Below are 26524 nucleotides of genomic sequence, written 5' to 3' on the forward strand. Positions count from 1 at the left end.
ATTACACTCCGCAAGCATAAGCTCTTTCAAGTGCTAGTTCCAAAGCTAACCGACGCTCTAACCGAGGTCGAAAGTAGTCTGGAAAATCTCTAGGCGACATTTCTTCCATACCGTCCACAAAGAACTTTCCAGATTGGTCGTCATAGATGATGAACCTCCAACCCTCTTTCGCATGAGCAAAGGGGTTGATTTTGAGTTTTTCAAAGTTCTTGAAATCCTCATCGGTCATTCCATGAAGAGCGACACTGTAGCCAGCTTTTAGCAAGCTATTGTATCGCAATCTAGCACTTTTCAAGTCATTGCCTGAATTGTTGTAAATACAATTTAACATTTTACTTCCTCCATACTATCTTTCTGATAGTTTTCTTTATATGACTACTGTGTTATCCTTTTGGATAACGACAACGATAGAAACTTTCGTTTCTCTTCTGCTTGTCTTATCAGTGTGCTATCTAGTAGGCTTGTGACTGCATTTACTTCACAAGGGTAGAACTGATAACGGATAATAGGTGTATCTTTTGCATTGAATGCAGTAAATAGCACCATACCAGTTCCATTATAGTTGTCCTCTAGTTTGTAGTAAGTAAAGCCCTTTCTCTGGCACAAGTGATAGACAAGCTCGATCTGCTCTTTACGCTCCATAGCTTCCTCCTTTTAATGAGCGAGTACAGGTGCCCAAAGGTCTCGGATTTCCTGTACTTTTTTAAAAGTACCTCTACGGTCAATTAACGTATCTACGAGATAGTCAGAACCGTAAACCTCTTTGTAGGCTTTAAACATCCTCTCTTCAATTTCATTGAATTGAGATTGCTGCTCTTCTACAAGTTGGTTGTTGAGGTTAGAAAGGTATTTTTTGTACTCTTTCTGGAAGATAGCATTCAGACGCGCGTGGTCTGAGAGATACCATTCAAGAGCGTACTCTCGATAGTTCTTCTTCAGCCACCGTGCTTTTTCTAAATCAGTCATATCATCCCTCCTTCTTAATGACGTACATAGTCCAGAATAGACATAGCAATCGCCAATATTGAGAAAGGAACGATTAGAACTGCGATAGATAGCATCCTAAATGCTTTTTTATTTTGGAGCATTCTACGGATAACCATAAAGACGATTATCCCAAAGAATACGTTTGTCATTACTTGTACCATCGAATGATAGTACAAAGTTTGTAATTCAGTGTAATTCATTATACTTCCTCCATATCCGTTTTTACGGACTTCCTTTAATCAAACAGATAATCTTGCTCTCTAAATGAGTAGTACGTATCTCTACCTACTACAATATGGTCGAGCAAGACAATTTCAAATAGCTTTGAGCATTCCATGAGAACTTTTGTAAAATCTCTATCTTGGTTACTTGGTACAACGTGCCCAGACGGATGATTATGCGCTACAATGATAGAGGACGCATTACATCTCACTGCATACCGTAGAATGTCTGACGGTGATGCCACTGAGCGTTTATTGCTTCCGATAGAAATAGTACGTTCGTCGATAATCTCATTTTGAGTATTAAGATAGACCGCCATTAGATGCTCTTGCTCTTTTGAGCCAATTTGAGCAATCAACTTAGCACCAAAACTCTTGCTACTAAAGACAGCTTTTCTTTCAGACTTCTTAACCAATGAGCGCTTTAGGATTTCAGCTATGGATACAAGTGCTTGTGCTTCTTGTTCTTCAAGACCAAAGTCCATAAGCTCTGTAACAGAAACGGTATCTATGCGAGCAAAAAAACCTCTTTTGTCGAGCATTTTTCTTGCTACCTCATAGACTTCAGTCCTATTCAATCGTCCACGTGTTAAGTTCTCTAGCATAGATGCGAATAAATCTTCATCTTCCATGCTTTCTGCTATTTGGATATTCTCTGTAATACCTGTTACTGCTTTCATGTTACTTCCTCCATACAATAGCTCTGCTATTGCTTTTTTAAAAACCAAAAGACTATGCGCGTGATACCTTGCATAGTCTTTCTTTCCTTTATAAAATTACTAATCTACTTACTTCCCGCTAGCTTTATCGCGAACGAATGTACTCATTTCGCGGATAGCCTCTTCATGAGTCATTGCAGTCCATTCTGCGAGTTGTTCATCAGTAGCACCAAATTGTTTGGCACTATCTAAACCACTCTGGAAAACGACACTCATGTCGCGTTTAGGCGCTTTTGGGATAGCCATAGTTTCCACTACGCTTGATTTTGTTTCAGTCGTATGTGTTTGGCCCACTTGTTCTGTTGGTTCAGTAGTCGCTTGTGGTGTTTCCACTTGCTCTACTGGGTTTGTTTCAACAGTTTGTGTTTTTTCTACAACTGGTTCAACAACTGATTTTGTTTCTGGCTTTGGTTGTTCTGCTACTGGTTGAGTAGTTTCAACTGGTTTAGCCTGCCCTTGTGCTTGTTGTGGTTGGCGAGGTGCTTGTTGCGCTTGACGTGGCACTTGTTTAGCAGCTGGTTGTTTACTCTTATAGTTGTTATAAGAGTTGTTCATAGTTGCTACTTGAGCGTCGTCGTCGTCGTCACCCTCAATCCCAAGTAGTTGGCACGCGCCATAACGACGTAGATACGTCATCACACTACCTGCTTGCTTCGCATCGTTCATATTATAGAACAATGGAATGCTCTCGTGAGCGATCTCAGCGCCAGACTTGTGACTCAAGGTGCTAACAATAGTCACCATCGCTCCATTACCATTCAATGAATAGTTTGGATGCTGACTAAAGTAGATCCCCTCAGCGTTAAGCGCTGGGACAGTTGCAGCTAAAACATCGCTCAATTTAGCGAAGTTATAGGTGTAGTTTCCACCAGATTTAGTAGGAATATTAGCTTTCCCACTTTTCTTAACCTGGTCGAAGTTGGCTTGCGCACGAGCAAGAGCCTCAAACAATTCAGACCTATCTGTATTTTCAACAGGTTCTAAGCCTTCAATGTTTTCTTTAACCTTTAAAGCAACTTCAGCGTCGATAAGACGTTGAAGTAAATCAGTGTTTTGTTCAAAATTTGCGTTAGTATTAGTCATTTCTATTCCTCCATATCTGTATAAACAGACTTTATTATTTTTCTAGTAGTTCATCGAGCGTGATAGCTCTTTCCAATTTCTTGTGAGTTAAGCAAAAATCACAATGCCCACAACCGTCTGGTGTAGCACCGTCAAGAAACACTTCGCGGATAAGTTCAGCGTGTGCTTCAAATTGTTCTCTGCCTACTTCCAAGATGTCATCAGTTATAGCAAGGATTTCCTTGTCTGGTACTCCCTCTTTGCTGACTGCGACAATGTACGGAGTAAATTCATATCCGTATTGCTGCATTAGCAACTCTCTATAAACGTACATCTGCATATGATAGCTATATTCTACAATGTTGTAGATAGCTTGCTTCGTGTACGTTTTAAGAGTAGGTGAATACGCTTCTTTCCGAATAGACTCCATTGTCTTTAAATCGACAAAGTAAGCCTTGGAAATATTCAGACTGTCAACCTTTGCTTTAAAAGGTATTCCTTCCAACTCACCTGTAAGGATAGCTTCTTTAATAACGATATCGTCCTCAGTTCCATGATAAAATGCGTTAAACAATTCATCTTTCTCTAAGGTCTTAATCATTGTATCAGCTATCTTAAAGGCGGTCTTTAGCTTACCTTTGGTAGCTCCCCTATTAGAAACCAACTCTGCTCCATTCTCGTCTAAGATTTTAGCGTGAGCTTCTTCACTCTCAAAGTAAGAGTGAACGTAGTTTCCTAACAAAAGAGCGTCCGTAGACTTTTTCCCTTTCCAGAACCCAAGGTCAATAGCTTGTTGCCTTAACGGACAAGCTATGTACTCCTTGAATCTACTATTAGACATATAGAATACATCATCATAGTAGTTTTTCTCCGTTAATATTGGTAGTTCCATTTCCATAAAACTACCTCTATTATTGGTACTTGACTACGAAAGTAACATCCTCAAGGAAGTCCTCCAATGCGCGTTTTGACGCATTAGTATTAACAAGTAGGTCAAGTTGACCTTTTGATAAACTTCTTGTGCTATCGCTTTTGATTGCAGAAATCTTTGATTCGATTTTTTTTACTAGACTAGTTTCCATTTTTAACTTCCTCCATACTATCTTTTAGATAGCTTTTTTAATACAAAAAGACTATGCGCGTGATACCTTGCATAGTCTTTTTTTCCTTTACATTACATTATAAGTTATTTTTGATTTTTTAGATTAGAATGGTAAATCGTCGTCTATTGGGAAACCTCCTCCAAACGCATCACCAAAACCTTGTGTCTGTTCCATACCTTGACCTTGATTATCGTCACGTTTTGTCAAATTGACAAACGAATTAACAATAACCTCGGTCACATAGATACGTTGACCTTGCGGATTATCGTAACTACGAGTACGTAGAACTCCGTCTACGGACACGATATAACCTTTCTTAATCCAGTTCGAGAATCGCTCTGCGTTCTCTCCCCAGATTACAAGGCGGATGAAATCCGCTTCGCGTTCGCCGTTAGCGCTCTTGTACGGGCGATTAACGGCGAGTGTTACTTGTGCCACTGCTTTATTGTCTTTCGTGTAACGAAGTTCTGCTTCTGACGTAGTACGTCCAATCAAAATTACCTTATTGTACATGTTTTCCTCCTTGCCTATCTTTAGGCTTTTAAAATAAATAAATAAATTAACAACAGAACACTTTTTAAAGTGTACTCAACAACTGCTCGAACTCTTCTGAGCTCAGCAAGTCGTCATCGTCTTTCCGTGGTTGAAAAGGCACGATCTCAGATGCAGGTTTCTTTTTATCACCTAAACGGTAACGACGTCCGTTTAGTAGCGTACCTAACTTGTAGTCCAATCTAGGAAGATTTTCTCTACCCTTGATCGTGTCATTAGACACTCGTAAATCAAGGAGACTATCTTGACCTAGCATTTTTTCGCTAGCCCACTCGCTAGGAGTGAGTTCGGTCAATGAGATTGCGTCCCAGAAAGTTCTGCGTCGAGCAGTTCTCTGTTGTTTACGTGCGCTCACATAAGCGCGTGCTGTTCTAAAATTATTAAACATAACTTCCTCCTTACCTATCTTATTGATAGGCTTTATATATTTCTATTTTTTCCATGAGATAATGTATTCTCGACACCTATCAATTCAACATTACCTAGAGCTACCATAGGCTTGACCATCATCCACACGGACAAAAGCCTCACCTACCCCTACACTGTTGTCTTTTAAACACGAAAAAAAGAGCCTACAACTCAATACACCTATTTCCCTCAGTCCCTATCCAGTAAGTCCTAGAGTTACTCTCTATGTTCTGAGAACATAGAGAAAATAAGTGGTTAAATCTTCTGCTCTTTACAATTCTTTCAATATCTAAAAACAACTCATGCAATACACGACACTAAAACACCAAGCACGGATTGGTTTTGTATCAAAACAAGTTTTAGTTGAAAACAAGTAATCTGCTTTAGAAAAATAAAATGTTCTAAAGGCTATGCAGTTACAAGAAGTTTTTATCCAGACACCTGTCCAGACAGACATATCATAGCGACAAGTCTTGAAAGTAAAAAATAAATATTTACTCTCTTAGTATATCATACCTCTCCCCTCATGGCAAGCATAAAAAAAATAAAAATAATTAAGATAACACCGTTTAAATAGTTGCCGTACGTCATATATTATGATATAATACTTATATAGAGAAAGGAAAGGCGAAAGCCTTAAAGGAAGTTAAATGTGACAAATTGGTTTGTAAGGATAAATCATAGAAAGTACAATAAAGATGCTTTCTATTCAGAACAAACAGAGCGTAAATTGTACTATGATTTAGACACGAAAAAAGACGTATTAGCTCAGATTAAAAAGGACTACCCAGAATACTTTTCTGAGAAAGTCCCTCAACGTTCTGTTGAAGGTGAGTTGTTTTATGTCAACATTTATGAACTGGTCGAACATTGGGAAACTTATTGGACTGAACCGGTTCCATGCAAATACTGTGGTTTAAATCCAGTTACTAGAATTGATTTAAAAAACAACGGTCATAGCAACCTCTACTTCTGTTGCCAAGAACATAGCGATCAGTATTACGCTGACAAACTTGCTGAAGATACAAGGACTTATCGTGAAGGTGAGCTAATTGGTTTTATCTACAAGATAACCCAAAAAGAAACAGGTCGAGTATATATAGGCAAGACCGTCAATCATCCAATCTTTCGCTGGTTTCAACATTTCAAAGCGCAATCTGATAGCTACTTCCATGAAGTAATGAAAGATAGCGACATAACAGATTGGACGTATGAAGTTATAGACGTACTGAAAGAAGGTTCAGAAAAAGATTTACTGGAGTTAGAAAGCAAGTACATAGCTGAGTACAATGCAACAGACCGTGAGTACGGATTTAATACTAAAAATTAAAAGGGGGGACACAATGAAAATTCAAAAGTATAGAGCGTGGGTAACTGGTACAGAAAACGTCATGTACCAACCACGTGAAGTGTGGATCAATAATGGCGAGGTCTGGTTAAGCAATGCTAAAGGGTTGCCAGAAAAGAAAGTTGCTGCTGATAAGGTTATCCTATCACGCGCGACTGGATACAAAGACCAGAACGATGTCGAGATGTTCAAGGGAGACATCCTAAAAATCAATGATACCTATGCTGAAATTGACTATGACGGTTCTTGTTTCCTTGTATCGTTTATCGAAAAGGTTAAAGAAAATCAAGTCGATAAAAATTACCTTGTGATTTTGACAGTAAAGGAACTGGTGGAAGATTACAAGGTAACAGTGATTGGGAATGTGTATGCAAACCCAGAACTAAAAAAATTAGTGAAAGGATAAAAGGTGGTAACTTGAATCTATTTTTCAATGAAGATTGTATGGATGTCATGAAAAAATATCCTGATAACTATTTTGATTTAGCTATTGTAGATCCACCGTATTTTTCTGGCCCAGAAAAAAGAAAATACTATGGTCGAAAAGTCAGTCAGATTGGTGTCAATAGGCTTTATGGCGAAACTTCAGAATGGCAAGTCCCAAATAAAGATTATTTCGATGAATTATTTAGAGTTTCAAAAAATCAAATCATTTGGGGCGTGAACTACTTTAATTATTCTTTTGGTTCTGGCCGTATCGTTTGGGATAAAGTTAATGGTCAGTCAAGTTTTTCAGATTGTGAGCTAGCATACTGCAGCTTACATGATAGCACGCGCCTATTTCGCTATATGTGGAATGGTATGATGCAAGGTAAATCAATCTCTGAAGGCCATATACAACAAGGGAATAAGTCCATGAATGAAATTAGAATCCATCCAACACAAAAACCGATAAATCTTTATCTTTGGTTACTTCAAACTTACGCAAAAGAAGGTGATAAAATACTCGATACTCACGTCGGTTCAGCAAGCAGTTTGATTGCTTGCCAAGAATTAGGCTTTGAGTATGTTGGATGTGAACTTGATGGGAGCATTTTTCACCTTGCTCAAGAAAGACTTAATGATTATGGAAAACAACTGAAATTATTTTAGGAGGATATAACATGAAAGATGTAGTTATGGCAACATTACCAAACAACGAACTAAACAGACTGATTAAGATTGAACTGACAGTCCAGACAATGATTGAACGAGGTCTTATTGACGAAGAACAGTTCAATGAGATCATGAATGAAGAAGATTAAGGGGGATAGTACATGACTAGGATAGTATTGAAAAATCCTTACTTTGAGGAAGAAATCAAGGTAAAGGAAAGCTACAAGCATATAACTGATATGTTGGGTTGGTTAGAAGTAGGTAATATACCTTGCCTCCAACTACAACAGATTGAACCTACTGAAACTATCATCACGATAAATCCTAAACACTTTGCAAAGATTGAATTTCACAAGGGGGAAGAAAAATGATACTGAAGTTTCGCGCGTGGGATATACATGGACAAAAGATGTTTACTAATGATGAATTGATTATCTGGAATGGTAATGTCTATGCTAACGATAGCAAAAAACTTTCATGCAATTACTTAAAAGGCTGGACGATTGATGATAAATACCGCATGCAGTCAACTGGTCTTTGTGACAAGGAAGGTCAAGAAATCTTTGAGGGGGATATTTTAACAGATGAAGGTTCTGAGCTAGAAGATGGGTGGGTGTATGTATCTGTCATTAGCAAAGATGGTATGTATTACTGCCAAGAAAATAATCCACATGGTATCTCTGGGCCTTTAATTGATTTCATTCAATGCTACTCTGTTGTAGGAAACATCTACGAAAATCAAGAATTGCTAGAAAACGAGGGAATGATTTGAAAATAGATACTACTAAGGTAGAGGCAGTCTTAATGGATAAGACTGTTTCTACTTATCGTTTAGCAAAGGAAGCTGGTGTATCTCAATCAACGATCACCAGGTTAAGAAACAAGGAACGCTTGTTTAAGAATATCACGGTTGAAACACTTATCAAGGTGCAAACCTGGATTGACAAGAATGGAAAGTAAAGGTGACTAGATGCTGACAAAAGAACAGTTTATTGACAATCTCAAAAAAGCACGCGCGGTTAGGGAAGAAATTTCCCAAAGATACAAGGACGAGGTGCAAGAATGTTACCCTGCATATCAAGTGCCTTGTGAACTTGATAATAGCGACAATCTTTTTGAGGTCATGACTGATTATATCTGCTACGGTATTCTACCGACAAACAAAACACTAGAGGATATCTGGGATGCTTTCCAGACTTTAGCAAAGAAAGAAAAATGGTCTGTTGATGATATTAAGGTTTCCTACGATAGCGATGAACTAATCAAAGAATGTCTTGCTGATATAGACTTATTCGGTGATGATTTCATGGTCTTTGCTAAATACCAATCATTCTACAATGATAGTTGTGAGTTTATCGTGGACTATGTAGATGCTGACCGTCCTACCAGAGAAAAGATTATCGAATTTGACGCTCTGGAAGATGAAGAGGACTACCAAGCAATGCTGAAAGAATACGAAGAGGGTATTGAAAGTCTAAAAGGATATCGTACAGAAAAAATGACTTTAAAAGAGTTGTTAGAAAAGCTAGAAAAACAGAATACTATTTTTTAAATAAAAAAAGAGCAGTGATCTTGATTCACTGCTTTTTCTATTTCATTAAGCGACTGTCTTTTCCTTGATGCTGACTTTAATAGTTGCTACTACTACCTCTCCATTCAACCGTGGAACAGTTACGTCGATTTCACGCGCACGATGCTCAGACAATAACTCAATCATATCCATAAGTGTTTTATTCTCATGACTAGGATGTACTGTTCCCTGCTCGTCTAGTTCCTTGACTGAGATTGTAACGATAACATTCTTATCTTCTAAAGGACACGTGATGTCGATTGTTCGCTTGTTCTCCTTGTAAGGTAGTTCCAGAATATCTAGGAAGCGCATAGATAAGTAGTTTACTTTTTCCTGCTCTTCATGGTTTGTGATTGCTGCGTTTGCTGATTTGTTTGTAGTCATGGTTAAGTCCCTTTCTTTTTCTTAAATCTCTACTTCCGTGATAGGTTTACGATACCTTGGCGCGTGAGGATTGTGACAATAAATGTTACCTAGTTCTAGCTTTGGTCGAAACACTTCAAAGTCACTAGCAATAACATAACAAGGTTTGTAGGTGCAACTAATTGTGATAGCTACTTCCTCTCTTAAATCCTCTATGAATAGGTCGAGTGTTTCGTATTCATAAATACGCTCAATCTCTCCCTTGCCCTCAAACAAGGCCTTGACTAGAATAGATGTTCCGTTACCGTAAAAGACGGTGTTAGATACTATGTTTTCGTACCCTCTCATTTCCAAACGATAATACCTATCTGCCCTGGTATCTCCGATTTCAATTTCTTTAGGTACGGTATAAAAATATCGGTCTTGATTTACTGCCAGCGTGAACCGTCTGCGCACTTCTATTTGTTTTAGATATTCGTCAATCCCACTACCGATAGACAATGCTTTTCGGATAATCGAGGATTTATCTGAAGAGTGGTTTTTGTCTAACCATTGTCCTAAAAATCTGTGAAGATATACCACGATCATCACCTACTTTCTGTTCTGATTATAGATACATTGTATCGGATATTTTTAAAAATTGCAACGAGTTCTACACTATGATAGAAATTATCGGATATAAAGTTCCATGAAAAAATCACTGTGAGGCATCTGGTAGTATTGTTTTGTAATCTCAGAAGAAAAAAGTAAACCAACCATAGTATATTCGTCTTTGTATCTCTCATAGAGTTTTTCAAAATAATCATGGTTGCTAACGTCACCATAATTTAATTTTATAAGTGGCATTTTTTTCTCATCAAAATAATCATCTATGTAAGTCAAGATTAAAGAGAATGGACTATCATTATCTTCTACTAGTTCAGCCGATACTACATCATAAGGTAAGATATCATCACTCTTACACTTCTCTAACAATCTTTCATTTTCCGGACTATCGTCTATCGTTAAATCGTGTATGATAACCTCTGTGATTTGGGATAGTGCATTGACCTCTGGAAGAGCAAACAATGTCACGTTATTCCCTTGTGCTTTTTCATAATAAGAAAAACCACTATCTCTAAAAGGTACGGTATATAAATTGTCAATAAAATTCACCACGCGCTTATGCAGACGGTTATCTTTTGGCTCTGATATATTCGCAAACACAAAGAAGATTGTATCGCCTTTATAATACTTCTCTTCAAAATATCCGATTATCTTTCCGAGCAGTTTATAGTGCTGCTCTGTGTTCCTATCGTACTCGATGAAATACCTCTGGCCGTTTACAAAAATTACTGCATCTGGTACAAGTGATATGAGCTTCGGATTGGTAGGAAAGAAACAAGTGATATTCATTTCTCTGGGTGAAAAGTCCGTGGACTGATCTACAATCTTTCTGCCAATTTTGAGTGTCAGCTTACGAGTATTCAAGTCATGAATGTTGATACTCTTAATACCGTAAGTCCCCCCTCGCATTTTATTTGTCATGAGGCTATAATGTGAACCTTTAAACTCTGTTACCTCTGTCAGTTCAGCAAGTTCAGGTATCTCTTGAATGATATCCAATAGCCATGTCGCAAATACCGTAGGAACGTACATGAATTTAGTACAACCGATATTATAGCTAGGCTTAAAATAACAGATAGGCATTCTGCTATTTCCTATCAGATTATACAATGCGTCATTATATAATTCCTTACCTGTTAAGATGTAATACTGATCTAAAATCATTTCTCTTGAAAAGAATTTTAGACGGACTAGATGATACATAAGTAAGAGTGTGTCCTTGGTAAAAAACACTTTCTTATTTCCGTTTGGGTGTGGTAGATAATAAGCAATCGCATCTTTAGGCACATGCTCTATTTTCTTCTCCGTGCTACCTCCACTATACATACTTTTAACCACTAATTTTATCCTTTCATCAATACTTTTATTAAAAACAACCAAAATTTACCACATAAGTCCCCTTACTTGAAAAACTGGATACAAGCAGTTATATCAAGGGTTTAGATGCCCTCATATAACCCCTAAAGGTTTCTTTTTTGAGAAACACGTTTGTCGGGGAACTTGAAAAACTGGATACAAGCAGTCGTATCAAGGGTTTAGACCACTCTATATAGGCAGTCAAGGTTTCTTTTTTTGAGAAACACGTTTGTCGGGGAACTTGAAAAACTAGATACAATTAGTTGTATCAAGGGTTTAGATGCCCTCATATAACCCCTAAAGGTTTCTTTTTTTCTTGGTTCTTTTTCTAAGATTATATCATAACTTCTCTTTTTTGAAAAACTATGATAAAATGAAATAGTCATAAAGAAAGGAGAAAAAAATCATGGCAGTAAAAACTAAGTCTTTAGATACTTTTGATAGTGATATCGAGAAGCTACAAAAACAGATTGAAAAGATTAAACAAGACCGTAAAAAGCATGAGGAAAGTGTGCTTTTGAAAATTGGTAGAGCCTATGCGCAACTTGTCAATTTAGATAATAAAGATTTAACTGTTGAAGATATTCTAAAGAACATTTCTAAGGATGTTCAGAATAAAAAACAAGCGATTAAAAACCAAAAATCGCAAGAGCAAAATCAACAAGGATAACAAAGAAAGCTAGTGATGGTTCACTAGCTTTTGTTTTTTAAAACATATCTTCTTTTTCTTCTACCACTTCTGTTAAGTCGGTATAAGATTGAACGTTTTGAGCGACTGTATCTTGTTTCTCTGGCCGGATAGTTTTATCAATTTCTTGTATCCTATCAACTGGATTGATTTCTTCTTTTGGTTGTTCTTTTGTAACCTCTGGAATAACTTCTTTTACTTCTTTCGGTTCGTCAGTTTGTACTTCTATATGTACTTCTTCTCCGTCTAAAGTTTCAGATTTTGAAGCCTTGTATAAATCCGTAGTAGTTCCTTTTCTATCATCTTTTATGTCTTTATTTTTTCCGAGATCTTGTTTAGAATAGTTGTTTCTTTCTTCTCCAACTGCAAAGGCATTTTCTTCTTCGTCTTGGTTGTCAAAAGATGCTAAAGATAGATTGATAGGGTTGATAACTTCCAATAAAGTTTGCCACTCTTCTGGTGTAAAATCATCTTCATAGTAAGATGTTTTTTTGATGTTTTCGATATAAAATTCATCAACACAATTCTGCCAGATTTCAAAAACTTCTTTGTCTTTCTTCTTGGAAATATCGAACTCTGGTTGATAATTTTTATCAGTGAAAATAGGCATTTTGAAACTTGGTACTGAGGTAACTTTCATAGGTTCGCTTACTTCATTTTCTACTACCATGATACCTAAAAATTCCATTTCTTCTAGCTTGCTAACGTCAGCTTGTGTGATTTGGTCAACCTCTTCGATTGTTTCACTTAACTGCTCTTTGTTATCGTCATTGGAAGCTAATAATCTTCCCTCTGCTCCACGAAAACTAGAAGATAGTGCCCACTTTTTCCCTGCACGATTGTTTAGGTAGTTTACTGTTTCTGGACTTTGTTGTTGGAACATAAATGCGTTACGGTAAGATTGGAAAAGTGCGTTTGCTTTCTCTACTCCTATCGTTGCAACTGCTTGCTCGTAGTTCTGATAAAAGTGAATAACTGGTGTTCTAACTTTACGGTTTTTATCAATAAATCCACTATCCCTTGTCATTAAGAATGAGTTCTTTTCGTCCTCGATAAATGCGAATAAAGGATACTTGTTAGGCAGTCGTCTAAAGGCAGAACTTTGCATGATGATTTCAGCGACTTGGGCAACCATTTTACTATTATTTTCTCCCAATTCGGCAGATGCAGAATTGACTAATAGCACCCCTCCGTATTTCAATAATACGTCAATGTTTTTAGTTGATTGAGAAAAGAATACACGTCTGACACGTTTATCCATTGCAAGCCTACGGATAGTTGCCACAAGACCTTGGATATTTGCATCAAAGGCAAAGGCTGGTTTGTTTGTTCTCTGGTCGATATAGTATGATTTAGTGAAATAATCAATAGCACTTTTTAGGTTGCTAATCTCTGAGAATTTATCTTCTAACTCTCGCCCTTCATTCCATAATTCTAGTGGTTGATTTCCTCTGAAAAGTTCTTTATCTCTACCAGAATTTACCCACTCGTCAAAGGCTTTTTCGTACCTTGTTTCATAGTCAGCTTTCCAGTTATTGTAATCTCTCAATTCTTTCTGATAGAGTACTCGTAGAATGTTGACACGTGAGAATATGAAGTTGTTATCTGTTAGTAGTTGATAGAACTCTGAGAAGGTCGGTGCGCCTCCGTTTAGGTGCTTATTGATATCTATGTCTGGTACTTTTGACGAAGCTATCAGAAGCGTTACAAGGCTCTTTGTGTGTGCCTCTTCTGAGTTAAGGAAAAAGCTATTACCACTACTATTATTCCCTTCCGAGAAATCTCTAAAGAGGTCTGCAGCAAGTGATGATGCCATTTCTATATCTGCGTCAAAGATATTGATTGCATCCGTGTAAGGATTTAACGGATCAATGTCCCAGATAGCCTTTTTAGGTATTCCTACCTTTTCTAAAATAAAGCGACTGTCACCTACCAAGTCCCCTGTTGGTTCATTCAGATAAAAACCACTTACGAGGTCTTTCCCTAGTCCTTTCGTAAACCATTCCTCTATCATTTCTTTCTCTCTGATTTTCTTGGCTTTATCAGAAAGAGGAAGTCGTTTCACTTTCTTTTGTACTCTCTTAACGTAACTACCAAACTCACGTAAATAGATAGCAAAGTTTTGTGATACTGAGATTACAATAGGCTTGGCAAGTGATGATGATTTACCTGTACCAATCAATCCAAAGAATGCAGTATTTAAAGCTAGAGTGTTAGGCTCCATGATGACTGGTGACTGTGTTTCTGAGTTGATACCGATAGTTAAAGAGAAAGTTCCTTTAGCTTCTGTATCAAAGATTAAGTGTTCGATACACTCGTCTTTATAAAATCGTCTGTTTATCCATTGCTCGACTAATTTGTGATACTTTCTAATATCAAAAATATAAGAGTTTGCATACAAGATAACTAGGATAAAGATAGGTGCAATCACTAGGATTGCATTATACAATTCTGGTGATATAAATGGTATTGGTGAAGCAAGTAAACTTTCTTGGTTGTTGTAACCTAAGAATGTTTCGTTATGTGTGCTGAAGAGTGATGCTGAATGATAAGTAGTTGATAATGTCTTTAAAATGTAGTTGCTAATCGTCAGAATGATCAAACCTAATTGTGCGATTATTGCCCCTCCAAAAGAAGCAAGCAACCCCTTTGTCATTAGTTCAACACGTTTAACTCTCTTGACCTTATTAGGACGCTTAAAAGGTTCATATACTTGCCTGCTCGTTATCCTAGTGTGCCAGATCCCCAGATATAGCTGAACGCTTGTAAAAGCCAGTAGAGCGAAAAATAGAGCCTTATAAGAAGTGTCTGATATTGTATAACCAAAAATAAGGGTGATTAAAGAGAATAATGCTAGTCCACTACTTGCTACAAAAAAGAATGCAAGTGTACCTCTCAAAGCGACAAGTACATAGTCAAAACTAGCCTTTCTATTTATTGAATATGGAAGTCTTTTTAGAATGAATTTCAATAATCTTGCCTCTTTTCTAAAAAATAAATTTAAGCATTTCAATGATGCCTACGGTCAATACGGTTAAAGCAATCCCTCCGAAAAGAAAGAACCGTCTTTGAAGTCCGCTGCTATGCTTTTCATTCTCTGTTATGATTTGCTGATAGTAGAATATAGTTGACTGTATCTGAGCAAATTTCCAGATAACTGCAACTATCAAGAATTGGATAACTGTGAGCATCCCCTTAAACATTTCCGATGCGTCACCAGAACTGACTTTCATAGTTTCAAGATAGGACATAGCTAGTAAAGGTATGAACCTAAACAAGTAAATAACAATTAAAGCGATAATCACCCAAAGGGACGATAGATATTTCCACTTGATATTCGTGGTTTGTCGGTTGATAAACCAAACTAACAATCCTACCACTACTACTATCCAAGGGACAATCTGGAAAAATAATATTATCCAAGAAAAAATGTTGTGTACCATGATACTCCTTTCAAAAAAACGAAACAAAGTCTTTGTTTCGTTTCTGGTTTAATTAGAACTCGAACGCACTAACTGCTTTTTCCTTTGTTCCAGCATCCGAGATATAAGAACAGTACACTGTATATCTCGGATCATTCTCTGGACTAGGAACTCTTCTTGCTCTTTCAACTTTAACAAAGATAGGCGTTTGTTTAATCACAAAGTCTGGTGTAATTGGTGCGTTAGCATTAAGTTTGACAATCGCGCCTGCTATATCTTCAAACTCAATTCTGTGTCCACGTGTAACGTCATAAGCGACTACATAAGCCTTGTGAGTTGTTCCCACTATCTTATTCTCGTCAATCAATCTAAGAATACGCTCTCTTGGTGGAACTTCTAAACACTTAGCGTCAGCGACGATTTGGTTCTCCAGTCCTCCACCTTGTAAGTAAATCTGTTCTGGTAAAATTTTGAACTGGATTTGCTCACCAATTTTGAATTTTAAAGATGCAGTAGGGACTACTGATTCGTATAAGTAACTAATTTTTGTTCTAGGAATAAATACAGTAAAGTAATGATATTCCTTTTCAGTAGAAACAACGTAGATACCACGATTGCTTGTTTGAGCGATAACTCCATTATAGGTACGAGAAAGTATCTCGGCTTTCTCTTCTTTCATACGCTCGATAACTCTCTGATTGAGAATAACATTGTTTTTCACTTCGCCTTTTTGTGCTTCTGCTACTGTCGCTTTAATATCAGCGCATGCTAGTTGTTCGGCTTTCTCAATGCTGCCTTCAGCATAGAAGTTGTTCCAGATCGTTTTGGTATCATATGAGTTAGGCAATACACAACGTTGTAAGTTGATAATCTTACAACTTACATATCGTCCTACCATATCTCTTATGTTAGTACGAGGGATTCTAAGCATACCTGCTTTATCAGAAGGGACATAGACTTTCAGTTCAGCGTAAATAGGGTTAAGAGGAACTAAAACAAGGTAGTCTTTAAAGACAATCTTGCTATCGTCTGTTTCGTGTGGTGTAGGCATGGATTCAATCACGCTTTCAACCAATGCTGGAAATACTTTTGTCCTGGCAATGTTATCACGATATGCCTGTGGTCGCGTATCCGTTATAAATGGTCTGGATAGGTCATTGATTTCAGCAACCAAGTTTTTTGGTATAAATTCTAGTTTGTATTCATCTTTTTTACTGTAATCGTACCAAAATACATCCCCTTTCTTCTTGTCAGCGACAACAATATCACGGATACGTTTTTTGTCTTTAGTTAAGTAAGACGCACTTGGGTGGTTTTCCTGTATGATTTTTAAGGGTAGCATAATATCTCCTAAATTTTATTTTATTCTATATGTTATATTTTAACCTCTACCCACTATAAATTGCAAGCTATGATAGACAAAATCCCACAAGCCAATTTTAGCCTATGGGATTTCGTTTGTTTGATTAAAAAATAACTTCAAAAACTAGGGCGATCATATAGAGTAGAACTACTACTCCCAATGCGCTGGTTCGGATTTTCTTTTGATAAATTCCAATGAGTGTAAAGAGTAACACTACACTGGGAACTACATACATCATGCTTCTTCTCCTATATTTGTTTGTACATTAAATAAATGAAAGTGATTTATAAAATAAATTCTTTTTATTTACTTTATAAATACCTAATATTTACAATTACAATAATTCTTTTTCTAATTTCTTTCTATACCATGCAACTGCTTGTTTAACAATTTGAGTCTTGTTATTTGTTCCTAAAAGCTCTTTAATAGCTTCTAGGTTTTCGTGCATGGTTTCATCTGGCTTCAACTGAAAAGCAGGGATATGTTTCTTTTCTTTTTTAGGTTCTTGTTTTTCTGGATATGTTACCACTCCGATTTGGGTAGGTGTTTCCGATAATAAATTATCCTTGATATCCTTATTCCGTTTTTCAAAAGAGGGTTTCACTGGTTTTGTTTCAAAATCTGATGGACGTTTAGCTGGCATAATCTTCTCCTTAGTTATGATTTATTATGTATTTAATTAGTAAATAATTGTTATTTAAAAATTAAATAGTTATTATTTATTTAATGCTATTACATATCAGCCAATTTCAACAAAAGGCGTTCTGTGTCACGATAGAACTTATCTAAGCTCCAGTCCCCTTTGTCATATTTCCGATATTCCCAAAGCGGCATATACAAGGCATCTGATTTAGGAAAACTCTCTCGCGCCTCAATACAACCAACAAAATCCTCTGGATATTCTCGGACTAGTTTATTCATCATGTTACGCATTTGCTTTCCTAAAGTGCCTTTATCAATCATGTTAGCAAGTACGACTACTCTAGCATTCACAAACGTTTCTGTCCGACTTCTGTTTTCGTTTTTAACAACTTCGAGTAATGCTCTAACTTCGGCAACTTTTTTATCGTAAGTTTTTTCAGTCTTGTTAATGATTGCAGTGACGATATCAGAAATTGCAAAGACTGCTTTAGTAAACTCCGACTGGTCGTTATGCGTGTCAATTAAGATATAGTCATACTCTTCTGTAAGATAGTTTTCTACATCCCACCACCAATGTAGTAAAGAGAAACTTTTTACATCGGATAGGTTATAGAGTGTTTTTGTTTCAGCAATTAAGTCAATGTTGTCAGTGATCTTAATAGGTGAAAACGGTAAACGTTGGAAAAGCATTTCAACTGTATTTTCTGGTTTGATATTAGCAAGCAGCTCGTCTGTGTCTAAATCATTCTTTCGCGCATAATACCCAATCATACGATTTGTTAAGTTCATGCTTCTATCTGTCCCAAGAACAAGGACACGATACCCTTTGCTCGCAAGCAAGAAAGCAGCATTGACGCATATTGCAGTTTTTCCAACTCCTCCAGCCTCAATATTAAAACTGATAATCTTCATATTTGTAATTCTCCTATGTATTATTTTATTTAGCTACATTATAGCAGAAGTAGTTGAGGTTGTCAAAAGAAATAAATAAAAAATATTTAAAAAATAAATTTAAAAGAAATAATAAGAGTTTATTTTATAAATAATAAATAAATAAAATGGATTTATTTTATCCTAATAAATAATTATTATTTATAGAATAAATATAGAGTATTTATTTTATACTGTATTGATAAATAAAAAAGACGAATGCGTAAAACATTCATCTTTTAGAGTTGCTATTTAGCTTCAGCAGTTCCGTCTGCGTAGTTGATTGTTGCATTAGGGGAAGTGTTATCCAGTATAACATACGAGATATTGCCCTCTGTGGTCGCTTGACCTTTGCTTTTCAACTCAATAGCTTGTTGATTGCCATTCTTATCAAAGGAAGTCCAGTACATAGCAATCTTGTTAGGTAGTAGGTCATTGCCTTGGTAGATAGGGACTACATAATAGTCCAGGTATTTATCTGAGTTATCACGTAGCCACTCTTTGAGGTTCATTTCATAGAAAATCATAGAGTAGTAGTTGCTGCGGTCAATCTTCTTATCGTCCATTGTACCAGCGTTTAGATAACGTGTGATTGGTACAAGGTTTTTCCCCTCTGAGTTCAATCCAGAAAACAGATAACCTACTAGATGCCCTCGGTTCATAAGCCAACTTTCAGTCTTTTTACCATTGATAGTGGCTGGCAGTTTGTAGTTGTGCCAACCGACAGGATCGTAGGTGATTTTTCCTTCGCGTTCCTCTTTTGGTGCGTCCTTGATGTTTAATTGAATATGCGAGTATGTTGCTCGTCCTAGACTGTCATACTCTCCAAGCTCTAGTTGCTTCTTACCATTGAATGCTAGAGGGGTATAAGTAGTAGAAGTAGTTGAGGTGTCCTTAGAGGTATCTGATTTATTCTCTGATACTGCGCCCTCTACTTTATTCTTTACTTTATCTGCTTGACTATTAAAGTCCTCGATAGCTCCAGAATTCTTGACAAAAGAGGATACTTGATTGAAGATATCAATAGGACTTATTCCAACTCTATCTCCTAACCAAAAACCACAAGCGATAAGCAGTAGTCCTATAATGAAATTCTTTAGGCAACCTAACCCACAACCTCTTTCTTTATCTCTCATAGTATTCCCCCTCTTTCTTTTATAGATTTAGTCAATCGTTGTGACTCTGCCGTTGTTAAGTCAGACAAGTCTTTGTTTTTCTCAAAGAGAATGACTGAGTGTGTCTGTTTTAGAATGATAGCTGATAAAGGTTTCTTAGCAACCGTGGAAATCCTATGGATCACGGATGCAATACCTTGTGAGGATAGTGGCTGCTTCTTGTAGTTCAAGAATAGTGAGCCAAAAGTAGCAACAGTATTGTACCATTTCTTACGTTCTTTGACGTAAGGCGCGATATAAGGGATAAATTCCTTAATGATAGACTTTTGAATGAGTTCCCCTCTATGTGTAGAAACACTCAAAGTTCTCTTTTTAAGGTCGATATCTCGATATGTAGCTTGTGCGAGTTGTTCAATATCAACTCCAGTTCCAGCAAGCAAGGCAACAATAGCTAAATCACGTTCCTTGTTTCGCTCCCAATTTCGTGCTTTTGTCTTGGTAAGGTAGGTAACAAGAGAATTATCAATCATATCCAGATAGTCAAGGATTTCTTGAAGATTGTAACTCTCGATATAGCCTGTGTTTTCCTTTGGTTTGCTTTGTGAGGAAAGAGTAGTAGCACCATAAACAACCTCCCACTCGTTCATCACGTTACGATAGAAGTGAGGTGCTTGTTTCTCGATTGTGAAAGATGCCACGGTATAGTAGTTCCAGAAGGCACTCAAAATCTTAATGACTAGTTTCTTTCCATTTGGTTTGACCCTTAGTGAGCCTACATAATCAACGACTGCATCAAGAGGCGTCTGCTCTAGGTCGTCCATAGTGATTTCGCTGATAGATTTCTTTAGATATTCAGTTGCATAGAAGTCCAGAAACTTTCTCAACTCAACTAGCTTATAGTAGCTAGAGGTGTTCCTTTTATTCGTAGTGAAAAAGTAATCTAGGTATAAATGAATATCTGGAGAAAGGATGCTCTCCAATTCTTGATAATTCTGTTCTAATTTATTCATAAATTCTTTTCATTTTCTCTTTTTTCTATAATACTAGGATAACAAAAAATCATTAGTAAATCAAAGTATGATAGGATAAGTTGGATATCTGTCAGTTAATAATAGTTATTGATTACTCTAGTTAATTAAGTTAGCTAAGTTATTTAGTTAGAGGGGGGTAAAAAAACAATTATATCAAAGACTTCCACGGTATTCACTCTTATTTTTTTAAGGTTCACTCTTATTTTTTTAAGGTTCACTCTTATTTTTTTAAGGTTCACTCTTATTTTTTTAAGGTTTACTCTTATTTTTTTAAGGTTTACTCTTATTTTTTTAAGGTTCACTCTTATTTTTTTAAGGTTCACTCTTTTTTTTAAAGGTAAAACATGATAAAATATATTAAAAATCATCTAAAACCTTAGAAAAATGAGAATTTAGGTGATATATGACATGAATATCCATTGAATTAGATATATAACCTTAAAAAAATAAGAGTTTAGGTGATATATGACATGGATAAACTTAAAAAAATAAGAGTGAAAAAACATGAATTATCCAAAAGAAAAAAATCAAAAAAAATATAGAGCAGTTATTCAATATGATAGAGATTTCCCAAAATATTTTAATCTTGGTGATTTATCTAAAAACGAGGCAAATGTTGTATATGCTCTTTTAGGTGAAATCCGAGATAGATACTCTCCAGAAGGAATAACTATTTCATATACAGATATTGCCTATATGTCTGATAATGTAATGAAAGACAGTAAAGGACGATACTATGCTAACACTGGTAGTCATTTCGACAAATTTATAGAAAATCTCCTACTGAAAATACATAGAGTTTCATATAGAAAACTTATCAAGGTAGATGAAAATGGAAAAAGTCATTTTTATGATTACTTTCTATTTACGGATAAATTTGACGTAAATCATATCGATCAAGAATTAACCGTTCATATATCAGACTCTATTTATCAAGATGAGATAATAGACGAAGATGGCAATGTTATCCAAAAAAAGAAAAGTATTGCTGATTTATTTAATAACGAAAATTGGTCTGAAACAAAATATTTAAAATTTGGACGAGAACTCCATAATCAACTAAATAAGTATGCCCAAAACCTATATAGATGGATATCTGAGTATCGTTCTTTCACGCATCCAATACCTATAGAGGCAGAAGAGTTTGAAAATGTCATAATGAAATTCATTACTCCGTCTGCAAAAAAAGAAAAAATAAAAATCTTAAATAAAGCAATCGAAGAATTGAAAAATCTTACATATTCTGACGGACGACCAATCTTTAGAGATTTAGAATATACTGTCGAGCGAAGAAAAAGAAAAATAATAAAATATACATTCACCTTTAAGCCTTTCTCAGTAGATTTAAACTATATCAAAAGAATAGATGGGAACAACATTACATTTACAAGTCAGTTGAATGCACCAGATAATCAAATAGAACATACACGAATTATCGAAAAGTTCCTAGAAACCTTTAGCGGTCAAAAAGAGTATGACAATAAAAACAATAGAAAAAGACTGATAGCATTCTGCGAAAGTATGTCTGATGACGTAGTAGAAGAGGCTTTAGATAGAGTAGCCATGGATAAGAAGCGTGGTGCTGGGTGGCTTTTCAAAATGCTTGAAAATTGGGAAAAGCAAGGTGTTAAGAAATTAGAAGATATTGAAGGAGCAGAAGATGAAATTTTTTCTAAACCTCAGAAAACGAATGTCCCTTCTTGGTCTAATCCTGACTATGTAAATACAACAGAAGAAGAAGAAAGGAAAAAACTAGAACAACAAACACTAGAATTGATAGCTGGATTAGACGAGAAAAAACCAACTAAACCCAAGAAAACGAACGTTCCTTCGTGGTCAAATCCTAACTATGTAAATACCACGAGCGATGAGACGAAGGCTGAACTGGAGCACCAAAAACAAGAAATGCTAGCTAGATTAGACAATAAACAACCAAAAAGATAGTGTAGAAATACACTGTCTTTTTTATGTTTAGTAGAAAAAATCTATTTGCCAATCTGCAGCAACTGTGATATACTAAGGGGGTAAAAATATTTTACATTTTCAAGACTTATCGCTATGATATGTCTGTCTGGACAGGTGTCTGGATAAAAACTTCTTGTAACTGCATAGCCTTTAGATCATTTTATTTTTCTAAAGCAGATTACTTGTTTTCAACTAAGACTTATTTAAATATAAAACCAATCCGTGCTTGGTGTTTTAGTGTCGTGTATTGCATGAGTTGTTTTTAGATATTGAAAGAATTGTAAAGAGCAGAAGATTTAACCACTTATTTTCTCTATGTTCTCAGAACATAGAGAGTAACTCTAGGACTTACTGGATAGGGACTGAGGGAAATAGGTGTATTGAGTTGTAGGCTCTTTTTTTCGTGTTTAAAAGACAACGGTGTAGGGGTAGGTGAGGCTTTTGTCCGTGTGGATGATTGGCAAGCCTATGTTAGCTCTAGGTAATGTTGAATTGATAGGTGTCGAGAATACATTATCTCATGGAAAAAAATAGAAAGTTAAGAAAGCCCAAAAGGGTTCGGAGGAAGTTATATGAAAACTTTTAAAATTGGGAAACAAACGTTTCTGCGAGTAGATAGAACATTCCCTTGTCCTATCTGTAAAAAAACGGACTGGTGCTTTCTGGCATCAGATTGTAAAAAGGCTTATTGCTGCCGTCAATTAGACGAGGACAAGCCTAGTGTTGCTGGCGCTACTGAATATGTCATTGACGGTTCAAACGTTAAGGACATTGAAATTGTGGAAATCCCACAACTAGAGCAAGCGCCTGCTAATGTATTACATAAGGTGTATTCGCTTGTAATCGAGCTTTTCGGTTTAGATAACGAGCATTTAACACATCTGATGATGCAAAGAGGTTTTAGTTTAGACCAGACTTATCTAAGAGGTTATGCTTCTTTTACAGAAGAAACCTTGAGAAAACAAATCAAGACCAAAGAAACAGTTGGCGATAAGACCGTCGGTAAAACTGTCTGGGAAGATTTGTTTGAACAGAATGGACTAAGCCGTGACGCTTGGAAAGGTGTCGCTGGGTTCTGGTACGATACTAAAAACCAGACGCCGATCTTCATGCCAACTCACCGTGGAATTTTTATTCCAAACAGAAATGAGTTTGGTCAGATTATTGGCGGTCAGATTAGAGTTGACGAGGCTTCTATGAAATATAGTGCTGAAGTCAATGATATCTGGAAAGATAAAGCTAGGGTTGTCATTAAACATGTAGACGGTCAATACCATTACACTATCTACATGTATCCAGACTATGATGTGTATTCTGAGGGAACTACGCCAAAGAAACAACTAACGTTTCCGAATGGCTTATCTTTTAAGATAAAAACATCAGCTAAATATGTCTGGCTGTCAACATCGTCTAAAGAGTATGGCTGCGGTGCTAAAAATGTTCCGCACTATGCTTTTCCAGACCTTGTTCTAGCGCAAGCTAGATTTGACGAAAACGGGAACGGTTTAGTTAACCTTATTTCGCTTTGCCAAAGCGTCATTGTAACTGAGGGACTGCTGAAGGGCGATATTATCGCTACGCAAGTTCCAAACACTCGATTAGAGAAGTTGGGTTCTACCTTAGTTTTAGCAATGGCAGGTGTGAACTCTTGGAAACAAGTCGCATATCACTTGAAAAAAACTACATTTGCTAGAGTATTTCTCGCATTTGATAGTGATTTCAAGGATAATGATGCTGTTTATACTTACTTGAAGAGAATTATCGAATACATTCACCAACAAGATAAAAACAAACAAGTGTCTGTTTTTACCTGGGAAATTGGTAAAGGCTTAGATGATTTCTTGCTAAGTAAAGAGGCTTTGACACAAACCGTCAAAGCTCACAATTTTTAAGTTTTAAAAATATCATTTAATTAAGGAAGTATAGACTATGTAACTGATAACTCACGCGCATAGTCTTTTTGTATTAAAAAAGCTATCTAAAAGATAGTATGGAGGAAGTTAAAAATGAAAAATGTTATTGAAAGAAAAGTAGCAGTAGTGAATGAGTTTATGCTTACTCTAGCTGAAGCTAAACTTTTGGAAGAACTGAGTGAGCCACACTCACCAGACCTTGACTTGATTCACAATTTACTTTGTGACGAGTTGCCTTATGACATCGATTTAGTGACTGGTATTTTAAAAGAAGGTCGCTCGATTGGTGGAGCGTATCAATACGCATATGATCTTGCTTTTAAGCAATATCAGTCAATGGAACATAAGGTAACTGGCGTGCATGGTGCAGCATTGCATCACACGAAAGTTTTTGAGTGGGTGGTTGAATACTTTAAGTTAGAACATATTGAAGTTGAGAAACCAAAACCTATGGCTAATCTGACTGCTAGTGAGATGCTACGTAGAAAATTAGCTTCAGTTCCAAAAGTCGAAGAGGTGCTGGAAGTAGTTGCAGAAGACAAAAATCTCAGAATTGAAAAAGGTGGGCAAGTGACATTTGATTTGTTTGGAGGTGAAGTAGAATGATTGATTTTACTAACTCTAACAACGAACATATTAAAAACGCTTTAAGACCTCCTAAGTCTTTCTTTACGGAGTGTTATAAGAAATTTCCTATCTACATTTGGGAAAATAAAACTGACAAGATTGTTAGTTCTGAACGCACTCAAAAAGATGCTAAAGTTATTCAAAAGCGTCTGACAAAGAAAAGCAAACTTGATTTCTGGGATACTCATGACTATTTCCTCTGGGTAGGAGTTTCAAAGACTAGAGTTGAGTTTCAAATGTACCGTATTCAACAATACTTTGAAAACGGACAAGAGAATTTCTCTGTCACTCTCTATAACTTTGAGAAGTTCACTGAGAAAGAACATATCAGATTAAGTGTTCACTACTACGGTACAGAATATGTGCCTGGACTAAAGATGCTTGGTATTTTTAGAGGAGCTTACTCAGACTATTGGCTACTACAATCTTTAGAGGATGTGTTCAAGCGTTTCAAAAAGAATGATGCGCTAAAATACTTAGACTTTACTAAGATCAAAGAATCTATTTCCTTATCAAAATATTTTTTTTGTTTACCAACGATGATGCCTCATATCTATAAATATCGAGCTATCATTGAATATGCGCAGAAAATAAATGCGCGTGGTATTCACAAAGATTTGATTGGTGGGATAACATATGGGTATGGTTACAGTTATACTCATTGTCATGCTCACATGGGAAAGCTGACGTTTAAGTTTTTACGAACACATAAAAATGTTTTCAAAAATTCAGACGAAGGTTTTGAGGACTATAAGATTAGAAAAGAGCTAGAAAAAGCATTAGGTGGAAAGGTATTACCTGGGTTCAACAAATATTTCAGAACCGCAGGAGACTTACAATATATTCCAAAGGGGATAAAACCTATTCGCTTTCAAAATTGGGTTATCAAAAACTCAGTGAAAGCGTATGAATATAGGGACTACCGAAACATGCTTGAAAAACTTGGTATAGCTTTTGAAGGTGACTTCAGAATTATGCCAAAAAATTTCAACGAGGCTCATAAATTAGCAATTACTAATTACAATAACATGAAGGACGAGATCAAGAGACAAGGATACCACAAAAGACTTCAGAAACTCTTGGGATTGGAACAGACTATCGGTAATTATACCTTTGTCCTACCTAAAGAATTGCAAGAGTTAAAAGAAGAAGGTAAAATCTTAAGCCACTGTGTCGGTACTTATGCTGACCGTGTTGCTAGTGGTGAAACTGTTATTGTTTTTGTCCGTCAAAAAGAGAAAATTGACAATCCACTCTATACCTTAGAAATAAGTAATGGAAAGATTGTTCAATTAAGAGGAAAACAAAATAAAGCTGCTGCTGATGATGCTCTGGAAGCATCTAAGAAATTACTTTCATTTGCTAAAAAGCATAAGATAGCAGTCTAAATTAAAAGGAAGAAAGGGAAAAGGTCGTGATATAATTCATGGCCTTTTTA

The 26524-nt window shown here is 36.3% G+C and carries 34 protein-coding genes; 13 read left to right on the forward strand and 21 right to left on the reverse strand.

Annotated features, from left to right (window positions below; translation table 11 throughout):
• Nucleotide 1: 1 nt before the first annotated feature.
• The 10 genes from HF881_RS09890 to HF881_RS09935 all read right to left on the reverse strand — a co-directional run bounded on the left by HF881_RS09890 (nt 2) and on the right by HF881_RS09935 (nt 5032).
• Entirely contained in the window at nt 2-331 is a 330-nt protein-coding gene (locus HF881_RS09890) for a hypothetical protein (RefSeq protein WP_169447345.1), read from the reverse strand.
• Nucleotides 332-375: 44 nt separating this feature from the next.
• Nucleotides 376-642: a hypothetical protein gene (locus HF881_RS09895; protein WP_169447346.1), complete on the reverse strand. Its 267-nt coding sequence runs from the start codon at nt 640-642 to the stop codon at nt 376-378.
• 12 nt (nt 643-654) lie between these two features.
• A complete protein-coding gene (locus tag HF881_RS09900) occupies nt 655-966 on the reverse strand; it encodes a hypothetical protein (protein WP_169447347.1) in 312 nt (103 codons plus the stop codon).
• 14 nt (nt 967-980) lie between these two features.
• The gene (locus HF881_RS09905) at nt 981-1187 is read right to left on the reverse strand and encodes a hypothetical protein (RefSeq protein WP_169447348.1); all 207 of its coding nucleotides are present in this window, start codon (nt 1185-1187) and stop codon (nt 981-983) included.
• Nucleotides 1188-1222: 35 nt separating this feature from the next.
• Nucleotides 1223-1888 carry a DNA repair protein RadC gene (radC, locus tag HF881_RS09910; RefSeq protein WP_169447349.1) on the reverse strand — a complete coding sequence of 222 codons (666 nt, stop codon included), beginning with the start codon at nt 1886-1888 and terminating at the stop codon, nt 1223-1225.
• A gap of 108 nt (nt 1889-1996) precedes the next feature.
• Nucleotides 1997-3010: an ERF family protein gene (locus HF881_RS09915; RefSeq protein WP_169447350.1), complete on the reverse strand. Its 1014-nt coding sequence runs from the start codon at nt 3008-3010 to the stop codon at nt 1997-1999.
• Nucleotides 3011-3044: 34 nt separating this feature from the next.
• Nucleotides 3045-3887, reverse strand: a complete 843-nt coding sequence (locus HF881_RS09920) for a PD-(D/E)XK nuclease-like domain-containing protein (RefSeq protein ID WP_169447351.1) — start codon at nt 3885-3887, stop codon at nt 3045-3047.
• 13 nt (nt 3888-3900) lie between these two features.
• Nucleotides 3901-4071 carry a hypothetical protein gene (locus HF881_RS09925; protein WP_169447352.1) on the reverse strand — a complete coding sequence of 57 codons (171 nt, stop codon included), beginning with the start codon at nt 4069-4071 and terminating at the stop codon, nt 3901-3903.
• Nucleotides 4072-4194: 123 nt separating this feature from the next.
• On the reverse strand, nt 4195-4605 hold the full coding sequence (ssb, locus tag HF881_RS09930; RefSeq protein WP_169447353.1) for a single-stranded DNA-binding protein: 411 nt from the start codon (nt 4603-4605) through the stop codon (nt 4195-4197).
• A 64-nt stretch (nt 4606-4669) separates the two neighbouring features.
• The gene (locus tag HF881_RS09935; RefSeq protein WP_169447354.1) at nt 4670-5032 is read right to left on the reverse strand and encodes a hypothetical protein; all 363 of its coding nucleotides are present in this window, start codon (nt 5030-5032) and stop codon (nt 4670-4672) included.
• A 672-nt stretch (nt 5033-5704) separates the two neighbouring features.
• Here HF881_RS09935 and HF881_RS09940 point away from each other — a divergent pair.
• The 8 genes from HF881_RS09940 to HF881_RS09970 are packed head-to-tail and all read left to right on the forward strand — an operon-like array spanning nt 5705 to nt 9047.
• Nucleotides 5705-6382 (forward strand): GIY-YIG nuclease family protein, encoded by a 678-nt coding sequence (locus tag HF881_RS09940; RefSeq protein WP_169447355.1) that lies wholly within the window; start codon nt 5705-5707, stop codon nt 6380-6382.
• Nucleotides 6383-6395: 13 nt separating this feature from the next.
• Nucleotides 6396-6806, forward strand: coding sequence for a YopX family protein (locus tag HF881_RS09945; protein WP_169447356.1), 411 nt, complete (start codon nt 6396-6398; stop codon nt 6804-6806).
• A gap of 11 nt (nt 6807-6817) precedes the next feature.
• Nucleotides 6818-7492 (forward strand): DNA methyltransferase, encoded by a 675-nt coding sequence (locus tag HF881_RS09950; protein WP_169447357.1) that lies wholly within the window; start codon nt 6818-6820, stop codon nt 7490-7492.
• A 26-nt stretch (nt 7493-7518) separates the two neighbouring features.
• Nucleotides 7519-7644: a hypothetical protein gene (locus tag HF881_RS10610; RefSeq protein WP_277347581.1), complete on the forward strand. Its 126-nt coding sequence runs from the start codon at nt 7519-7521 to the stop codon at nt 7642-7644.
• A gap of 12 nt (nt 7645-7656) precedes the next feature.
• The gene (locus tag HF881_RS09955; protein ID WP_169447358.1) at nt 7657-7866 is read left to right on the forward strand and encodes a hypothetical protein; all 210 of its coding nucleotides are present in this window, start codon (nt 7657-7659) and stop codon (nt 7864-7866) included.
• Nucleotides 7863-8267, forward strand: a complete 405-nt coding sequence (locus HF881_RS09960) for a YopX family protein (protein WP_169447359.1) — start codon at nt 7863-7865, stop codon at nt 8265-8267. Before HF881_RS09955 ends, HF881_RS09960 begins: the two co-directional genes overlap by 4 nt.
• Nucleotides 8264-8455: a helix-turn-helix domain-containing protein gene (locus tag HF881_RS09965; RefSeq protein ID WP_169447360.1), complete on the forward strand. Its 192-nt coding sequence runs from the start codon at nt 8264-8266 to the stop codon at nt 8453-8455. Before HF881_RS09960 ends, HF881_RS09965 begins: the two co-directional genes overlap by 4 nt.
• Nucleotides 8456-8465: 10 nt before the next feature.
• A complete protein-coding gene (locus HF881_RS09970; RefSeq protein WP_169447361.1) occupies nt 8466-9047 on the forward strand; it encodes a hypothetical protein in 582 nt (193 codons plus the stop codon).
• Nucleotides 9048-9092: 45 nt separating this feature from the next.
• On the opposite strand, the gene HF881_RS09975 is transcribed toward HF881_RS09970, so the two are convergent.
• The 3 genes from HF881_RS09975 to HF881_RS09985 form a co-directional block, all read right to left on the reverse strand.
• Nucleotides 9093-9449: a hypothetical protein gene (locus HF881_RS09975; RefSeq protein WP_169447362.1), complete on the reverse strand. Its 357-nt coding sequence runs from the start codon at nt 9447-9449 to the stop codon at nt 9093-9095.
• Between the two features lie 21 nt (nt 9450-9470).
• Nucleotides 9471-10016 (reverse strand): hypothetical protein, encoded by a 546-nt coding sequence (locus tag HF881_RS09980; protein ID WP_206283217.1) that lies wholly within the window; start codon nt 10014-10016, stop codon nt 9471-9473.
• 81 nt (nt 10017-10097) lie between these two features.
• Complete coding sequence (locus HF881_RS09985; protein WP_240956805.1) at nt 10098-11414, reverse strand: hypothetical protein; 1317 nt, start codon at nt 11412-11414, stop codon at nt 10098-10100.
• Between the two features lie 382 nt (nt 11415-11796).
• On the opposite strand from HF881_RS09985, the gene HF881_RS09990 reads away from it, so the two are divergent.
• A complete protein-coding gene (locus tag HF881_RS09990; protein WP_169447363.1) occupies nt 11797-12060 on the forward strand; it encodes a hypothetical protein in 264 nt (87 codons plus the stop codon).
• 37 nt (nt 12061-12097) lie between these two features.
• Here the strand turns inward: HF881_RS09990 and HF881_RS09995 are convergent, their stop codons facing one another.
• The 8 genes from HF881_RS09995 to HF881_RS10025 form a co-directional block, all read right to left on the reverse strand.
• Nucleotides 12098-14734 carry a TraM recognition domain-containing protein gene (locus HF881_RS09995; RefSeq protein WP_169447364.1) on the reverse strand — a complete coding sequence of 879 codons (2637 nt, stop codon included), beginning with the start codon at nt 14732-14734 and terminating at the stop codon, nt 12098-12100.
• A gap of 331 nt (nt 14735-15065) precedes the next feature.
• Complete coding sequence (locus HF881_RS10000) at nt 15066-15329, reverse strand: hypothetical protein (RefSeq protein ID WP_169447365.1); 264 nt, start codon at nt 15327-15329, stop codon at nt 15066-15068.
• 244 nt (nt 15330-15573) lie between these two features.
• Nucleotides 15574-16842, reverse strand: a complete 1269-nt coding sequence (locus HF881_RS10005; RefSeq protein WP_169447366.1) for a hypothetical protein — start codon at nt 16840-16842, stop codon at nt 15574-15576.
• Nucleotides 16843-16966: 124 nt separating this feature from the next.
• Nucleotides 16967-17101, reverse strand: a complete 135-nt coding sequence (locus HF881_RS10615) for a hypothetical protein (RefSeq protein ID WP_277347582.1) — start codon at nt 17099-17101, stop codon at nt 16967-16969.
• A 96-nt stretch (nt 17102-17197) separates the two neighbouring features.
• A complete protein-coding gene (locus tag HF881_RS10010) occupies nt 17198-17506 on the reverse strand; it encodes a hypothetical protein (protein ID WP_169447367.1) in 309 nt (102 codons plus the stop codon).
• Nucleotides 17507-17595: 89 nt separating this feature from the next.
• Nucleotides 17596-18417 (reverse strand): ParA family protein, encoded by an 822-nt coding sequence (locus HF881_RS10015; RefSeq protein ID WP_169447368.1) that lies wholly within the window; start codon nt 18415-18417, stop codon nt 17596-17598.
• Between the two features lie 266 nt (nt 18418-18683).
• Entirely contained in the window at nt 18684-19571 is an 888-nt protein-coding gene (locus HF881_RS10020) for a DNA/RNA non-specific endonuclease (protein WP_169447369.1), read from the reverse strand.
• Nucleotides 19568-20560 carry a recombinase XerS gene (locus HF881_RS10025; RefSeq protein WP_169447370.1) on the reverse strand — a complete coding sequence of 331 codons (993 nt, stop codon included), beginning with the start codon at nt 20558-20560 and terminating at the stop codon, nt 19568-19570. Before HF881_RS10025 ends, HF881_RS10020 begins: the two co-directional genes overlap by 4 nt.
• A gap of 525 nt (nt 20561-21085) precedes the next feature.
• Here HF881_RS10025 and HF881_RS10650 point away from each other — a divergent pair.
• The 4 genes from HF881_RS10650 (at nt 21086) to HF881_RS10045 (ending at nt 26474) form a co-directional block, all read left to right on the forward strand.
• Nucleotides 21086-22525, forward strand: a complete 1440-nt coding sequence (locus HF881_RS10650) for a replication initiation protein (RefSeq protein ID WP_169447371.1) — start codon at nt 21086-21088, stop codon at nt 22523-22525.
• Between the two features lie 593 nt (nt 22526-23118).
• Nucleotides 23119-24438 carry a DUF3854 domain-containing protein gene (locus HF881_RS10035; RefSeq protein ID WP_169447372.1) on the forward strand — a complete coding sequence of 440 codons (1320 nt, stop codon included), beginning with the start codon at nt 23119-23121 and terminating at the stop codon, nt 24436-24438.
• Nucleotides 24439-24552: 114 nt separating this feature from the next.
• On the forward strand, nt 24553-25065 hold the full coding sequence (locus tag HF881_RS10040) for a Cas9 inhibitor AcrIIA9 family protein (protein WP_169447373.1): 513 nt from the start codon (nt 24553-24555) through the stop codon (nt 25063-25065).
• Complete coding sequence (locus tag HF881_RS10045; protein ID WP_169447374.1) at nt 25062-26474, forward strand: PcfJ domain-containing protein; 1413 nt, start codon at nt 25062-25064, stop codon at nt 26472-26474. The genes HF881_RS10040 and HF881_RS10045 overlap by 4 nt, the downstream gene beginning before the upstream one ends.
• The last annotated feature ends 50 nt before the right edge of the window (nt 26475-26524 follow it).

The organism is Streptococcus sp. WB01_FAA12, assembly GCF_012843315.1.
GTDB lineage: Bacteria > Bacillota > Bacilli > Lactobacillales > Streptococcaceae > Streptococcus.

Bases quoted from the DNA above. Each gene is read 5' to 3' on its own strand.
- HF881_RS09890 (WP_169447345.1), bottom strand. From the start codon at position 331: ATGTTAAATTGTATTTACAACAATTCAGGCAATGACTTGAAAAGTGCT.
- HF881_RS09895 (WP_169447346.1), bottom strand. From the start codon at position 642: ATGGAGCGTAAAGAGCAGATCGAGCTTGTCTATCACTTGTGCCAGAGA.
- HF881_RS09900 (WP_169447347.1), bottom strand. From the start codon at position 966: ATGACTGATTTAGAAAAAGCACGGTGGCTGAAGAAGAACTATCGAGAG.
- HF881_RS09905 (WP_169447348.1), bottom strand. From the start codon at position 1,187: ATGAATTACACTGAATTACAAACTTTGTACTATCATTCGATGGTACAA.
- radC (WP_169447349.1), bottom strand. From the start codon at position 1,888: ATGAAAGCAGTAACAGGTATTACAGAGAATATCCAAATAGCAGAAAGC.
- HF881_RS09915 (WP_169447350.1), bottom strand. From the start codon at position 3,010: ATGACTAATACTAACGCAAATTTTGAACAAAACACTGATTTACTTCAA.
- HF881_RS09920 (WP_169447351.1), bottom strand. From the start codon at position 3,887: ATGGAAATGGAACTACCAATATTAACGGAGAAAAACTACTATGATGAT.
- HF881_RS09925 (WP_169447352.1), bottom strand. From the start codon at position 4,071: ATGGAAACTAGTCTAGTAAAAAAAATCGAATCAAAGATTTCTGCAATC.
- ssb (WP_169447353.1), bottom strand. From the start codon at position 4,605: ATGTACAATAAGGTAATTTTGATTGGACGTACTACGTCAGAAGCAGAA.
- HF881_RS09935 (WP_169447354.1), bottom strand. From the start codon at position 5,032: ATGTTTAATAATTTTAGAACAGCACGCGCTTATGTGAGCGCACGTAAA.
- HF881_RS09945 (WP_169447356.1), top strand. From the start codon at position 6,396: ATGAAAATTCAAAAGTATAGAGCGTGGGTAACTGGTACAGAAAACGTC.
- HF881_RS10610 (WP_277347581.1), top strand. From the start codon at position 7,519: ATGGCAACATTACCAAACAACGAACTAAACAGACTGATTAAGATTGAA.
- HF881_RS09955 (WP_169447358.1), top strand. From the start codon at position 7,657: ATGACTAGGATAGTATTGAAAAATCCTTACTTTGAGGAAGAAATCAAG.
- HF881_RS09960 (WP_169447359.1), top strand. From the start codon at position 7,863: ATGATACTGAAGTTTCGCGCGTGGGATATACATGGACAAAAGATGTTT.
- HF881_RS09970 (WP_169447361.1), top strand. From the start codon at position 8,466: ATGCTGACAAAAGAACAGTTTATTGACAATCTCAAAAAAGCACGCGCG.
- HF881_RS09975 (WP_169447362.1), bottom strand. From the start codon at position 9,449: ATGACTACAAACAAATCAGCAAACGCAGCAATCACAAACCATGAAGAG.
- HF881_RS09980 (WP_206283217.1), bottom strand. From the start codon at position 10,016: ATGATCGTGGTATATCTTCACAGATTTTTAGGACAATGGTTAGACAAA.
- HF881_RS09990 (WP_169447363.1), top strand. From the start codon at position 11,797: ATGGCAGTAAAAACTAAGTCTTTAGATACTTTTGATAGTGATATCGAG.
- HF881_RS09995 (WP_169447364.1), bottom strand. From the start codon at position 14,734: ATGACAAAGGGGTTGCTTGCTTCTTTTGGAGGGGCAATAATCGCACAA.
- HF881_RS10000 (WP_169447365.1), bottom strand. From the start codon at position 15,329: ATGTCCTATCTTGAAACTATGAAAGTCAGTTCTGGTGACGCATCGGAA.
- HF881_RS10005 (WP_169447366.1), bottom strand. From the start codon at position 16,842: ATGCTACCCTTAAAAATCATACAGGAAAACCACCCAAGTGCGTCTTAC.
- HF881_RS10615 (WP_277347582.1), bottom strand. From the start codon at position 17,101: ATGATGTATGTAGTTCCCAGTGTAGTGTTACTCTTTACACTCATTGGA.
- HF881_RS10010 (WP_169447367.1), bottom strand. From the start codon at position 17,506: ATGCCAGCTAAACGTCCATCAGATTTTGAAACAAAACCAGTGAAACCC.
- HF881_RS10015 (WP_169447368.1), bottom strand. From the start codon at position 18,417: ATGAAGATTATCAGTTTTAATATTGAGGCTGGAGGAGTTGGAAAAACT.
- HF881_RS10020 (WP_169447369.1), bottom strand. From the start codon at position 19,571: ATGAGAGATAAAGAAAGAGGTTGTGGGTTAGGTTGCCTAAAGAATTTC.
- HF881_RS10025 (WP_169447370.1), bottom strand. From the start codon at position 20,560: ATGAATAAATTAGAACAGAATTATCAAGAATTGGAGAGCATCCTTTCT.
- HF881_RS10650 (WP_169447371.1), top strand. From the start codon at position 21,086: ATGAATTATCCAAAAGAAAAAAATCAAAAAAAATATAGAGCAGTTATT.
- HF881_RS10035 (WP_169447372.1), top strand. From the start codon at position 23,119: ATGAAAACTTTTAAAATTGGGAAACAAACGTTTCTGCGAGTAGATAGA.
- HF881_RS10040 (WP_169447373.1), top strand. From the start codon at position 24,553: ATGAAAAATGTTATTGAAAGAAAAGTAGCAGTAGTGAATGAGTTTATG.
- HF881_RS10045 (WP_169447374.1), top strand. From the start codon at position 25,062: ATGATTGATTTTACTAACTCTAACAACGAACATATTAAAAACGCTTTA.